Genomic DNA, 14191 nt, shown 5'->3' on the forward strand with positions numbered 1-14191 from the left:
AACACCAACACCCACACCACCACACACACCCACCCCACACACCACCCCCCCCACACACCCACACACCCCAACCCCCCCCCCCCCCCCCCCCCGCCGAGTTCGTGCCGGTCGGGCACCAGGCGAAGGATCGATCGCAGTGAAGACAGGGGAAGTACACTCATGGATCGTCCAGTCCTCTTTCTAGGCGACGGGTTCATCGAGACAGCCGCAAACTGCCCTGCCATCGGTGCGAGATGCGACCTCGCCCCACGTGCGACCTCCGTTGCCGGTGAAAGGGAGCTTCGTGAAGTGGAAATCATCCCGGGTGACGGTGGCACGCGGCTGCTCGACGAAGCGCGCGCTCCTGGCCGGGTGGCAGCGATACGCCTCACTCGGTACGGATGGCCACGAGGCTCTTGCGCGAGGGACAGCACCAGCCTCGACAGGCTGCGCGAAATACCCGCTGCCCTGCAGGCGCTGGTTCAGCAGATGACCGATCATACGGGGGGAGTCAACACCGTCAGGGAGAAGCGAACGGCCGCCTCCACTGACGAGTGACGTGCCCGAGAAACGAAGAACTCCGTGGAAGTGAATTGACGCTTCCACGGAGTTCTTTCTTCTCCTAGTCGTGGGCGGATCCGAATTCCGAGCGCCACGCCAGGGTGGGATCGGTAGATTCCTGCAGCTCGTCCACGCGGGTTTTGCCGATCGCGCCGTGTACCTGGTTGCCATGATGGACGACGACCGATGCCATATGGCCGGCGCACGACCGGGCGACGGCAATCAGGGGTTCGAGGACGTCACTCGGCTTTAAACTGGCCCAAGGGCATCCGAATTGCACTTCTTCGGTGGTGTGCGTGACGAAGAGAGCGAGGATGCGGTCGAGGGCAGTACACACCTGCGGCGCTCAGGTGAGAGCGCCTCGCAGGAAAAGGTGGCGGATCAGCGAGTCCGACCGCTCGAGTCGGGATCGATGTGGGTACATCAGCGCATCACGCGTGTGCCGTCGACGATCCGCAAGACGGTGTCAGCTGGACACTCGGCAATTCCTGCCTGCCGTCTCGTCCAGCCCGTATTATGAGAACTGGCCGTCACGAACGTTATACGACCGCAAACGCAGTGAACGGCAGAGACATACTCGAGCCCTACCAGCCCTGGCGTGGCCTGGTCGATGCCCCGTGGGCGCTGCTGCGCGAGGGTACCGTTCAGGAAGAGGTCCCCTGAGGCGACGTCGCCCTGACGACGGATGTATCGGCCAGCGCATGGATGCGATCGGCGGAGTAACCGAGATCTTCGAGGATGGTGAAGGTGTCCTCGCCGAGCAGGGGAGCGTGCCGGCTGAACGAGATCGGTGTGCGCGACATCGCGAACGGAGTGCGGGTGGCGTAATACTCGCCTTCGGTGGGATGTTCACGCTTGGTGATCAGTTCCTGGTCCAGAACGTAGGGGTTCTCGTGCGCGTGGGCGAGATCGAGTAGGTCGGACGCGGGAATTCCGTGTGCCTCACACAGGGTCAGCCATTCCTGGGTGGTTCGGCACGGGACGGCCTCTCGGATCGCTGAGAGAAGTTCGCCCATGTGAGTGTGGCGGTCGTTCACCGAGGCGTAGCGGGGGTTGTTCACCAGGTCGCCGCGCCCGGCGACGGTGAAGAAGTCGTTCCAGTTCTTCGCCGAGTACGGCATGATGCAAATCCAGCCGTCGGCTGTTTGGTGTGGAACTCGTTCCGGTGTGAGCACGCGCGCCCATCCGAAGTTCCCTTCGGCCGGGGCGAAGGTGTGGCCACCGAAGTGTTCGACGAGGTTGAAACCGATCATTGCGTCGACCATCGGCACGTCGACCTCCTGGCCGAGGCCGGTTTGGTTCTTCTCCATCGCGGCGGCGAGGACGGCGATGACGATGTAGAGACCGACGACCTTGTCGGCGATGACGTATGGGGCATAACGCGGTTCACCGTCGATGAGTTCCGTGAGTTTCGCGGCGCCTGACGCTGCTTGCACGATGTCGTCATAGGCGGGGTAGTCCCGAAAAGCGGTCTCGGAGCCGTATGCCTGTGCGGTGCAGAGGATCAGTCCCGGATTGTTCTCCGAGAGCCGCTCATAGGTGATGCCCAACTTCTGCCGGGAGCGTGGCCGTAGATTTGTCACCAGCACATCGGCATTGCGCACCAGATCGTCGAGGATTTCGCGGCCCTCCTCGGAGGCAAGGTTGATCGCGATGCTGCGCTTGTTGCGCTGGAGGTTGAGTGTCAGAGCGCTCATCCCTTCATGGCGGCGGGAACCGACATCTCGGCTCATGTCACCGTCGAGGCTCTCGACCTTGATGACGTCTGCGCCCATGTCGGCGAGGGTTGCGGTGGCGAAGGGGCCCATGATCACGGTCGTCAGATCGATGACGCGCAGACCATGGAGAGCGCCGGGTGTGAGTTCCACTGAAACCTCTTTCGCTGCACAGGAAGCATTTTTATGACTATGACAGTCGGGGTAGGTTTCCGCAATAAAGGAGTTTATTACAGATATACGTAACATTGCGTTGGGTGGTGACCACTCGGAGGGAATGGAGCCTCTAGGGGCAGTTGCGTACTCGCTCGGCAGTGTTTCAGTCGGCGAACTGCTTGCCGAGGAATTCGACGACGGCGCTGTGTAGTTCAGCGCTGCGCGGAATGGCACCGGTCATCCAGTACACGGCATGGACAAGGCCTTCATACAGTTCGACCTGCACGGGGACGCCTTGGTCGGCCAGCCGCCGGCCGTAGTCCACGCCCTCGTCCCGAGTGACCTCGTATTCGTTGAGTAACAGCAGGGTCGAGGGAAGCCCCGACAGATCCGCAGCCTTGGCCGGGGAGGCATACGGATTCTCAGCGTCTTCCGGGGTGGCCAGGTACTGCTCCCAGAACCAGTCGATCGCCTGCGTGGTGATCAGGTACCCCTCGGCGTTCTCCTCGCGCGACGGGAATCGTGCCGTGCCGTCGATGACCGGGTAGATCAATACCTGAGCGCGTAATGCCGGGCCGCCGGTGTCGCGCGCTCGGAGGGCTGTGACCGCGGCCAGGTTGCCTCCGGCGCTGTCGCCCATGACGGCTACCCGCGTGCTGTCGCCACCGAATTCGGCTGCGTGCTCGATCACCCAGTTCAGTGCGGCGAACGCATCTTCGGGTGCGGCAGGAAACTTGTGCTCGGGTGCCTTCCGGTAACTCGGTGCGGCGACGATAACTTGCGCGTCGGAGGCCAGCGCGCGGCATGGCTGCTCGGTGACGTCGAGGCTGCCGGCGACCCAGCCACCACCGTGGATGTACACCACGACCGGCAGCGGAGTTTCGGACTCCGGGATGTAGAGGCGAATTGCCTGATCGCCACCGGGTCCGGGGTAGACCGTATCGACAACACGCGCGACGTCTGCCTTCGGTGCCTGGAGGCCGCTGAAGGACTCGACGACCTCACGGACTTCAGCAATGCTCATCTGCTCGAACGACTTCAGTCCCTGCTCGTTCAGAGTGTCTATCAAATTCTTGACCGCAGGATCGAGTGCCATGGTGTGTTCTCCTTCGTGTCATGGGCAAGTCTGTTCAGCAGGCAGGTGGCGCCACACTATGGGTGCGTCCGGCGCGGAAAGTGTCCGAAAATGGCACATGCATCCGCCGCGTGGGTGTGTTTCACAATCGGACACGCAGACGCCCTACTGCGGTTCTAGGTTCGTTCGGAGTGATCAACCGACGGCTGGAGTTTCAGCGTCGCCGACAGGGAGGTACGGCAATGAACGCGATTGCAGCGATCGAAGGAAACGGTGATCATCGGGTCTTGGTGTTGCACGGCTGGGCACTGGACAGCAGCGTGTGGCTCACCGCACGCGCCCTGACGGATCAGTCCCGCTTCACCTACGCGTACGTCGACTTTCCGGGATACGGGGTGAACCGTCCCGAGGCACCGGCCGACGGAATCGACGGGATGGCCGCGGTCGCCCTCGGCGCCGCCGATCAGCTCGGGTGGTCGACCTTTTCCGTACTCGGACATTCGATGGGCGGCACCACAGCTCTTCGGGTGGCGACCCTCGCACCTGAACGCGTGACCTCGGTCGTCGCACTGACGCCCGTCTCCCCGGCGGGTACCCCTCTCGACCAGGCGACCTACGAATCTTTTGCCGCGGCCTGGGCAGATCCGGGTGCAGCCATCCGGGGCGCCTTGGCGCCATACATCGACGAGACAGATTTGAAGAACCTGGTCGACCGCAACCGCTCGACGATGGACCAGGCGACGTGGGAGTCCTACCTGAAGAACTGGACCAGTCCCGACTTCCTCGACCGGATGGGCACGTACGAGGGGCCTACCACCCTGATCGTGGGTGAAAGCGACCCGTTTGTCACGGCCGAATACCTCGGGGACACGTTGGCGGCGTTGAAGAACGGGAATCTGAAGACCGTTCAGGGCAAAGCCGGGCACTACCCCATGGTGGAGAACGCTCGGGAGACGGTGGCGTTGTCGGAGCAATCTCTGTACTGATCTGGCCGGGAACGCAACCCGGGTTCCGACCATGCCACGTTCGAGTCACGAATCCAGGGAGGATTCTCACCATGTTGAATCACGTTGTGACGGTGAGCCGTCCCGTCTCGGTGCGTGACGACACGACCGCGTGGGTGGAGGCGTGGCCGGATGCCCGAATACTTCGCGTGAACGGTCGCGGTCAGGTCCGGCTTGTCGACAGACAACTGATGCTGGAACCGGCCGCCGACCTGTACTCCGAGCCTCCCGCGCGTGCCGTGTTGCTCGGCGTCTGTGGCACGGTCCACGAGTGGGCGGTGCGCGACGAGTTCCCCGATGAGGATTCTTCTGCGGGAACCGCGGTCGAGGTCGGTGACCTGCGCTCACACGGAGCACTCCTCGACGCTGCCGACACTGACCGGTATGTCACAGCGGTGGCATTGCTGACGTGGCAAGACGATGCCCCCTTCTGCGTCAAGGATGGGGCGCCGGCAACGATCACCTCGGGTGGCTGGATGCGCGTGTGCACGGCGTGTGGTCGGGAGGAATATCCGCGTACCGATCCGGCGATCATTTGTCTGGTGCACGACGGGGCAGACCGAGTACTGCTGGCGCGTCAGGCGAACTGGACGGCACGGAATTTCTCGACGCTCGCGGGATTCGTCGAGGCGGGCGAGTCTCTGGAAAGCTGTGTGGCACGGGAAGTTGCAGAGGAGGTCGGTCTCACGGTCTCCGATGTGGTCTACGTCGGAAGTCAGCCCTGGCCCTTCCCGCGCTCCCTCATGCTCGGATTCCATGCGACGGCCGACCCGCGAGACGAGCTCGTCTTCAAGGATGGCGAGATCGGCGAAGCTCTCTGGTGCACCCGCGCGGAGGTACGGGAGGCTCTGGCTGCCGGGGATTGGACGAGCCGGTCGGATGCGCACGTGTTGTTGCCCGGTGCAGCCTCGATTGCGAGGCGCATGCTCGAGGCGTGGGCGCGAGCCGGTGACTGACGCTCTGTCTCGGTCGGCACGGTTCCGTCATCGACTGGCGCTACTGCGGAAGGAACCGGCTTCCGTCGATCCCCAGGGCGCGCATTTTGCGGTAGAGGGTGGAGCGAGCTACTCCCAGGCGTTGCGCAGCCAGTAGTTTGTTGCCGTCGGTTTCGACGAGTGCTTTGAGCAACGCGTCACGCTCCGCCAATTCGAGCGACGTCGAGGCATTTCGGCGGCGTAGATCACCGTCGCGGTATCCGTCGGGCAGATGCTGCACTCCGATGTCGGAGCCCATCGCCCGCAGGAGCGAGGACGCCAGAACCGATTCGAGTTCTCGGACATTTCCCGGCCAATCCCGCGCGACCAGCAGTTGCAGAGCAGCGGGTTGCAGTCGCAGGCCGTTGCGGTCGGGGGAGTGCTTACGTAGTAGGGCGACACTGATGTCAGCGATATCTTCGGACCGAAGTCGCAGTGGATCGATCTCGATGCGGCGCATGAAATGATCGCACAGTCGTCCGGCGGGACCTTGACGGATCGCTTCGCCGGCGGTGGCAATGATCTGAGCGCGATGGTCGACTGCCTCACTGAGGACCGCGCAGACGTTGGGGACCAGTTTTTCCGGCAGGAGATCGAGGTGCCGGATGATAAGGGCGCCGTCGACCTTGTTCCAATTGACCAGTCCGGCAATCCACGCGTCGGGGTCGACAGAGGCGGTAGCAGCGTCGAACACGGTGAAACGGCCGTCGGCATCCTGCATCCGGTGGAGGGCGCTCGCGGCGAAGAACTTGCCGACGCCGGGTTCTCCGGTGACGAGGACAGGCGCGTCGATCGAGGCGAGCCGCTCGAGTTCGGTCTGCAGTCGTTTCGTCGACAAGCTGCGGCCGGGAATCTTGACAGTCTCCGCGCGTTTTTCGACGGAGGAGGCTGATGCCAATTGACGGGCGGACGACTTCTTCGTATCGCGGAGATGCTGCCGCATCTCGATGACGATGCCCGCCGGCGATCGGGAGTCTCCGACTCTACGTGCAGTCGCGGATACCGTGACGTTGTCGGCGAGCCTGACTTCCCCGATGAATTCGTCACGGCCGGCGAGCATTCGGCATGCCCAATCCCAGAGGAGCGCTTGGTCGGACGTGTCGATGATCTGCGCGGCCATCGGAGTGGTCATGATGACATCCTGGTTCAAGGACACCACTGCGGAGGAGCCGCGGCGAGAGGCCTGCAGGAAGGACTGGAGAAGCCGTTGCTCGCGATCGGAGGACTCGGCATAGAGGCGCGACTGAATTTCGCGAACGGCTGATTTCGCCAGGGCGCCCATCAGCGCGTTGGAATCCGACAGGTTGGAGGTGATGTCGAGTATCCCCTCCACGGTGCGAGTGATCGGATGGATGATAGGAACACCGACGCACGCCAGGCTCTGCAGCGCCTCACGGTAGTGCTCGCCACCGCTGACCTGGAACGGTCGTCGCTCCTCCAACGCGGTGCCGATCCCGTTGGTGCCGGTGTCCTCCTCGGCATACCGGAATCCGGGTGCCACGTAGGCGCGGTCCAAACGCGCTCGCAACCCAGCGTTGCCAGCCCTGCGGTCGACAATCTGCGCGGCGGAATCGGCCAGCAGGATGGTCGCGGGGGCGTCCAGCAGGTGGAGGACGAGGTTGTCGATCACGGGATCGGCGGCTCTTCTCAACCGGCTGTCACGATCCACGTCCGGCGTGTAGGGAAGATCGTCATCGCCGGACGAGACGCCGATAACTTCACACCGTCGCCACGACGCTTCGATCTCGGGTCGGAGATTGCTCAACTCTTGATTCTCTCGTGATGGCGCTGATGTCCGGAATCGTTCACGTTCGTTCCATGGCTCGCGACGCGCCTTGTCGATACTCATAACCACCTTACACAACTGGTCAGGGGATTTCCGGAGCTGATTTCCTCCCGGTAAATGTAACTTGGCTCACATCGGTCGCAGTGTCCTGTTTTGCTACAGTCCGCTCGCTGATCAGGTGGCACCTGCAAGTCCCGCACGAGCCAGCCGGTGCAGTCGGAGGCAGTGTGAAGGTGACTGCTGTGCGGCGGAAAGACCGCGCTACTAGTTTCGGGTCGGACCGAGCGGGTACGCGAAGGAGGTGAAGGCGAACGACCACCTGCAGAGAGGGCAACCCGGTTCCACGGGTGAGCGGGCTTCGGTGCTGTTGATCGCGGATCCGGGCAAGCCTGCGGTTCTCGCGGAACGCGTCGCGGAGTACCTGCCGGAGCGCCTCCGGAGCCGTGACCGGCTCGAGCGCCGGTGGACGACGTGCGTGCGAAGCAAGCCCTACCTCTCAGACGAGCAAGCGAATTTCGCAGATGTCATCGACGCGGTCGATCCGTCCTCCGAGGGGGAGGACATCGTCGTGTACCTCACCGATCTGCCGCGCCGCGAGGACACCCTGCCGGTAATAGCCGACGTCAGCGCCGACCACCTGTTTGCGCTCATCTCGGTCGTCGGGGTGGGGGGAGTCGACATCGAGGGCCGCGTCCGCACCGTCACCGAACTCGCGATCGCCCGCATCCTCGGTGAACCGGAACTGACGGCGCCGGGCGCGGCGCGACGGTTCCCGTGTGTGCAGATCGAGGACGGCATCCGGTATTTCGCGCCCTCGGGTCTGCGGCGACTTCGACTGCTGTCGGGGATGGTGCGGGCCAACCGGCCGTGGCGCTTGGTCACCGGACTGTCGAAGGTCCTCGTCGGCGCCTTCGCCACTGGTGCTGTCGCGTTGGCCACCAGCACTATCTGGATGTTCGCCGACACGATGGGTCCGTGGCGTATGAGTGCGGCAACGGTCCTGTCGATCGTAGCGATGATTCTCTGGCTGATCCTCGATCATGAACTCTGGGAGCGGCCTAAGTCACCGGAGGAACGCGACCGCTCGGTGCTGTACAACACCGCAACCGTCGTCACCCTGGTCATCGGCGTGATCGTCCTTCACGTGGCTCTGTTCTGCCTGCTGCTGTTCACCGCGTGTCTCACTCTTCCCCCGGAACTGCTGTCCCGCATTCTGGGGCACGGGGTCAACTTCTCCGATTACCTCACGCTCGCCTGGCTGCTGGCGTCCATCGCCACCATCGGTGGGGCGCTCGGGTCGGGCCTCGAGGACGACGCCGCCGTCACGGAGGCGGCGTACGGGGTCCGGCAGCGGCAACGCGTCGAGGAGACGCGGAGTCGGTCGAACGAAACGGGATGATCGCGGGTTTGCACAGCTCAGCAGACCTGAAACACCGGCCATCGCGACCGGCCGAATCCGCCCAAAAGAGGCGCGCGGCTATGCAAGCATGAAGTGTTGTGTTTTGTGGTGAAGCCGAACGGATGAGCCGGGGGGCGGGGAGAAGCGTCCGCCTCACACAAGCGCGTGTCCAGGTTCGGACGCGGCCACGATTTCTTCGGTCGGGGATACCGTACGCGGAGGAGCCGCCGTGAAACGTCTCGACACGCCCAACCCGCTGACACACAATCCGGACGCGGCACTCTTCCCGCTGTCCGCGGCGCAGCGTGCCACCTGGTTCGCGCAGCAACTCGAGCCCGCGGTGCCGATTTCGATCGCGCAGTACGTGGAGCTGCACGGCGACCTCGACGTCGACCTGTTGCGGAGGGAAACCGTCGCCGCCGGTCGCGAATTTCAGTCACCCTTTCTGAAGGTGGTCGAGGTCGACGGCCGGCCGATGCAGTACGTGGACCACACGACCGACACGTCGATCGCCTTCCTCGACTTCCGCGGCGAGAACGACCCGGTCGCGGCTGCCCACGACTGGATGGACAAGGACTACCGAACCCCACTCGACCTCGAGGCCGATCGACTGGTCGAGACGTCGATCTTGTGTGTGGGCGAGTCGCACTACCTCTGGTACAGCCGCATCCACCACGTCGCCCTCGACGGATACGCTGCCATGACGATGCTCAGCCGCATCGCGCACCGGTATTCGGCCTCGGTGAGCGCGCGGGAGCCGGACCAGAGTCGGGCAGCGACCCTGCGCGAGCTGTACGACATCGACGCCCGCTATCGATCCTCGGATAGGTACACGGCGGATCGGACGTACTGGGCACAACGCATCGAGGCCGTAGAGGGATCGACCCTGGCCGAGCGGCCCGCGCCCGCCGTGGCCAGGAGCAAAGTCGAAAGCGCCGTGCTGTCCGAGGCGGCGACGACCGGCCTCCACGGGTCCGGCAGGCAGGCAACGGCGGCCGCCGCAGCCACCATCATCGCCGCCTTCGCCTGCTACCTGTCGCGCCTGACCGGAAAAACCGATGTACTCGTGCACGTTCCCCTGTCCGGCCGGACCACGTCGTTGCTGCGCAATTCCGGCGGCATGATGGTCAATGTCGCGCCACTGTCGATCTCGGTCGAGGAAGGGGACACGGTCGGGGCCCTCGTGTCGCGGGTTCAGCGTGAACTGATGGGAGCGCTGCGCCATCAAAGGTGCAGCATCGACGACATCCGCCGCGACATGAGCGCGAGCAGTGCCGCCCGGCTGTACGGGCCCATGGTCAACGTCATGCTCTTCCCGCACGACGTCCAGCTGGGCGATTTGGTGGGCGAATACCACATCGTCACCTCGGGCCCGGTGGAGGATCTGCTGGTCAACGTGTATTCCAGCGGCACGCCGGCAGCCGTCTCCGTCGATTTCCGGGCGAATCCGGATCGGTACGAGGACGCGGCGCTGCGCACGCATCACCGGCAATTCGTCGAGTTGCTCGAGGAGTTCATCGCGGTCGACACGCACGTGCCCCTGTCGACCGTGCACCGCGCGACCGCCCGCATGGGTGAGCGATTACGCCTCGAAGCAGGTCACCTCGAGTACTGGAAAGCACGCTTGTCGGGTCTTACCGAGGTGCTGAATCTGCCCTCCGATCGAACCCGGCCCGCCGTGCAATCCCTGCGGGAAGACCGGGTGGGACTCCCGATCGGTGCCGAAACACATCGCCGGGTGGTCGCGCTGGCATCGGAACGCGGCACGACAGTCTTCCCGGTGCTGCACGCAGCCCTGGCAGTTCTCCTGAGCCGGCTTGTCGGTACCTCGGATGTGGCCGTCGGGACGACTGCCGCCGTGGCCGGCGGCCGGAACATCGTGGTGCTGCGGACGCGCGTCCGACCGGACCTGGCCTTCACCGCCCTGCTCGACCACGTGCGCGAGGTGGAAGAGGAAGCGTTCGAACATGGGGATGTTCCATTCGAGCAGGTGGTGGGGGCGCTCGAGATCGGCGATTCCGCGGCATATTCGCCGATTGTCCAGGTGCTTCTCGAGCGTCGCGACGATCCGGAGGGTGTCCGGCCCGAGATCGGCCGATTCGACCTTCGGGTGGCGACGGAAGAATTCTTCGATGCCGACGGCACTCCGTCCGGAATCACGGTGAGTCTCGGATTCGCCACCGATCTGTTCGACCCGGAGACGGTGGTCGGGCTCGGAATGCGATTTCGGCGCATCCTGGAGACGGTCACCGCAAACCCGGAGACAGGTGTCGGCGAGATTGATATTCTCACCGACCCGGAACGAGCCACTCTCGTCCCCGTATCGGGAGTGCCGGGTCGATCCGAACGCACGCTGCCCGAAGTGTTCGACATGGCAGCAAGAAACCATCCTGACCGCATCGCACTCACTTTTCGCGGCGTCGAGGTGACATATCGAGAATTGGACGAGCGCTCCAACCAAGTGGCGCGGGTCTTGATCGCACGTGGGATCGGTCCGGAGAACGCTGTCGCGCTGGGCTTGCCGCGCTCGATCGAGTCGGTTCTGTCGATGCTGGCGGTAGCGAAATCGGGCGCGGCATTCGTGCCGGTGGACCCGAACTATCCGGCCGAGCGCATCGTGCACATGCTCACCGATTCCGGGGTCGCCGTGGGTGTGACGGTGTCTGCCGAGCGATCCCGACTGCCCGATTCAATTCCGTGGTTGCTCCTCGATGACGCCGAGTTCCGTACCCGCTGTGCGGCTTTGCCGGTGTCCGCCGTCACCGACAACGAACGGGTGCGACCGCTGCGCATGGAGAACGTGGCCTATCTGATCTATACATCCGGTTCGACGGGCCTCCCCAAAGGCGTGTCGGTCACCCACAGTGGCCTGGACAGCTTCGCCGTGGAGCAGCGCCTCCGATTCGGAGCGACGCATACCTCACGGACCCTGCATTTCTCCACACCGAGCTTCGACGCGTCCTTGTTCGAGTATCTCCAGGCCTTCGGTGCCGGTGCCACCATGGTGATTGTTCCGCCGACGATATACGGCGGCACCGAGTTGGCCCGGATCCTGAAACTCGAGCGGGTCACTCACGGGTTCATCACTACCGCTGCGCTCGGATCCATCGACCCGGACGGACTCACCGACTTCCAGGACGTGGTTTTCGGCGGCGAGATGTGTCCGCCGGAGCTGGTGAAGCGGTGGGCCCCGGATCGCAGGTTGTGCAACGCATACGGACCGACCGAGACCACCATCATGGCGAACATCAGTGAACCGATGTCGCCTGCGGGAGCGATCACCCTGGGCGGTCCGCTCCGCGGATTCCACGAGGTGGTCCTCGATGCGCGAATGACACCGGTACCGATCGGAGTGGCCGGGGAACTCTACCTCTCGGGTGACGCGCTGGCGCGCGGCTATCACGGCAAGCCGGCGCTGACCGCGGAACGCTTCGTCGCCAATCCTTTCGGCGACCCCGGCCGCCGAATGTACCGAACCGGAGATGTCGTACGGTGGCGGGCCGATCACACGATCGAGTACGTGGGTCGCAGCGACTTCCAGGTGAAGATCCGTGGGTTCCGTGTGGAACCCGGCGAGATCGACACGGTTCTCCACACTCATCCGTGGGTGAGAACTGCGGTGACGATACCGCGGACCGCTCCGTCCGGTGACACCGTCCTCGTGTCGTATGTACTGCCGGTTCCCGGCCAGCGGCTCTCGACTGCCGATGTGATGGACTATGCCCGAAAGCAGCTGCCGCGACACCTCGTTCCGTCCGCGATCATGGTGCTGGACGAGATGCCGTTGACGCGGGTGGGAAAGCTCGACCGTGCGGCCCTGCCTGCGCCGGAATTCGGCGGCGCGGCCACCGAGCGTCGCGCACCGGCAAATCCGGTGGAGCAGACTGTCGCGCAGGTATTCGTGGACGTGCTGGGAGTGGAGCACATCGGTGTCGACGACGACTTCTTCGATCTCGGTGGAAACTCCCTCGTGGCAACCAAAGTAATCGCTCGCGTCAATGCCGCGCTGAGCGTCGACCTCGGTGTCCGGGACCTTTTCGAGGCCCCGACGGTGAAAAAGTTGGCAGGGCGGATCGAGCCTGCGGACGTGCGGAGCACCGACCGCCCGAGTCTGGTCGCACGCGAGCGTCCGGACCGTATACCCCTCTCGCTTGCGCAGCAGCGCGTGTGGTTCATCAATCAGTTCGACCCTTCTTCGCCTGCATACAACATTCCCATGGCGGTCCGACTGTCCGGCGCCCTCGACGTGGAGGCGCTCCGGGCCGCCGCCGAGGATGTCATCGAACGACACGAATCCCTGCGCACCAAATACCCGGACTCGGCAGCAGGGCCGGAACAATCGATCGTGACTGCGCCGCAGGTGGTTCCCGACCTCACGCCGAAAGTCGTCGACAACGAGCACGAGGTTCGCGAACATATTGGCGCGCTGATTCACCAGGGTTTCGACGTCAGCGGTGAAGTACCCGTGCGTGGTGCACTGCTGCGAACCGGCCCCGACGAGCACGTCCTCCTTCTCGTGGTCCACCACATCGCCGCGGATGGCGCTTCGCTGGCACCGCTGGCACACGACCTGATGGTGGCGTACTCCGCGCGAGTTCGCCAGCAGATGCCGGACTGGCTCCCACTCCCGGTTCAGTACGCCGACTACAGCCTGTGGCAACGGGCCGTCCTCGGCAGTGATCAGGACCCCGAGAGCGTGATGTCGGCGCAATTGGACTACTGGAAGAAGACACTCGCCGGCCTCCCCGACGCGATAACCCTTCCCTTGGATCGTCCGCGACCCGCGAACCGGACGCTGCGAGGCGACGTTGCCCCGTTCTCGGTGCCTGCGGAACTACATCGGGAGCTTCTGGTGCTCGCGCGTCAACATGATGCGACGATGTTCATGGTGATGCACGCGGCTCTGGCGGTGCTGGCGGCGCGGCTGAGCGGATCCGACGACATCGCGATCGGGACGCCGATCGCGGGACGCGGCGAAGCAGCGCTCGATGACCTGGTGGGGATGTTCGTCAACACGTTGGTTCTGCGAACCGCCGTGGATTCCGGAATCACATTCGACGACATGATTTCTCGTGCACGGGACGCCGACCTCGGAGCGTTCGGGCACATGGAAGTGCCGTTCGAGAGTGTCGTGGAGGCGCTCGATCCCGGCCGGTCGACCAGCTATTCACCCTTGTTCCAGGTTATGTTGGAATTCCGGAACACAGCGACGGCTCAACTGGAACTGCCGGGACTGACCGCAGAGGTCATCGAGGTCGACACCGGTGTGTCCCAGTTCGATCTGCAGTTGACGCTCGCGGAGCACTACGACGAATCCGGCAGTCCCGCAGGTATCTCCGCAACCTTCACATTCGCGACGGATGTCTTCGACAGGCCGACGGTGGTGGGCTTCGGGGAGCGTTTCCTCCGAATTCTACGGGCTGTGACGGCGGATCCGATTGCGGCACTGGGCACTATCGACATCCTCGCGCCGGGTGAGCGGGAGTTGGTGTTGGGGGGGTGGAATGCGACGGGGTGTGTGGTGCCGGGGGTGTCGTTGGTG

At 64.0% G+C, this 14191-nt stretch carries 7 protein-coding genes and 1 pseudogene; 4 read left to right on the forward strand and 4 right to left on the reverse strand.

The features are described from left to right. Positions 1-613: 613 nt before the first annotated feature. From R4P95_RS33050 to R4P95_RS33060, 3 genes and pseudogenes are all read right to left on the reverse strand, one after another. A pseudogene (locus R4P95_RS33050) lies at positions 614-934 on the reverse strand (acyl-CoA dehydrogenase); the annotation flags it as partial. Between the two features lie 250 nt (positions 935-1184). Beyond that, positions 1185-2408, reverse strand: coding sequence for a CaiB/BaiF CoA transferase family protein (locus R4P95_RS33055; RefSeq protein ID WP_213576321.1), 1224 nt, complete (start codon positions 2406-2408; stop codon positions 1185-1187). 166 nt (positions 2409-2574) lie between these two features. Further along, complete coding sequence (locus R4P95_RS33060) at positions 2575-3507, reverse strand: alpha/beta hydrolase (RefSeq protein WP_213576322.1); 933 nt, start codon at positions 3505-3507, stop codon at positions 2575-2577. Between the two features lie 221 nt (positions 3508-3728). On the opposite strand from R4P95_RS33060, the gene R4P95_RS33065 reads away from it, so the two are divergent. Continuing rightward, complete coding sequence (locus tag R4P95_RS33065; RefSeq protein ID WP_213575209.1) at positions 3729-4472, forward strand: alpha/beta fold hydrolase; 744 nt, start codon at positions 3729-3731, stop codon at positions 4470-4472. Positions 4473-4543: 71 nt separating this feature from the next. After that, positions 4544-5446 carry an NAD(+) diphosphatase gene (gene nudC, locus R4P95_RS33070; RefSeq protein ID WP_317747311.1) on the forward strand — a complete coding sequence of 301 codons (903 nt, stop codon included), beginning with the start codon at positions 4544-4546 and terminating at the stop codon, positions 5444-5446. A gap of 40 nt (positions 5447-5486) precedes the next feature. Here the strand turns inward: nudC and R4P95_RS33075 are convergent, their stop codons facing one another. Then, positions 5487-7229 carry a sigma-54-dependent Fis family transcriptional regulator gene (locus tag R4P95_RS33075; protein ID WP_317747310.1) on the reverse strand — a complete coding sequence of 581 codons (1743 nt, stop codon included), beginning with the start codon at positions 7227-7229 and terminating at the stop codon, positions 5487-5489. A gap of 322 nt (positions 7230-7551) precedes the next feature. Between R4P95_RS33075 and R4P95_RS33080 the strand changes: the two genes are divergently transcribed. Together R4P95_RS33080 and R4P95_RS33085 are read left to right on the forward strand one after the other, a co-directional pair. Continuing rightward, positions 7552-8649: a hypothetical protein gene (locus tag R4P95_RS33080; RefSeq protein ID WP_213576324.1), complete on the forward strand. Its 1098-nt coding sequence runs from the start codon at positions 7552-7554 to the stop codon at positions 8647-8649. Between the two features lie 229 nt (positions 8650-8878). After that, positions 8879-14191, forward strand: a 5313-nt coding sequence (locus R4P95_RS33085) for a non-ribosomal peptide synthetase (protein ID WP_317747308.1), incomplete at its 3' end; no start/stop codon positions are given.

Source organism: Rhodococcus sp. IEGM 27 (assembly GCF_033142305.1).
GTDB lineage: Bacteria > Actinomycetota > Actinomycetes > Mycobacteriales > Mycobacteriaceae > Rhodococcus_F > Rhodococcus_F oxybenzonivorans.

Bases quoted from the DNA above. Each gene is read 5' to 3' on its own strand.
- R4P95_RS33060 (WP_213576322.1), bottom strand. From the start codon at position 3,507: ATGGCACTCGATCCTGCGGTCAAGAATTTGATAGACACTCTGAACGAG.
- R4P95_RS33065 (WP_213575209.1), top strand. From the start codon at position 3,729: ATGAACGCGATTGCAGCGATCGAAGGAAACGGTGATCATCGGGTCTTG.
- nudC (WP_317747311.1), top strand. From the start codon at position 4,544: ATGTTGAATCACGTTGTGACGGTGAGCCGTCCCGTCTCGGTGCGTGAC.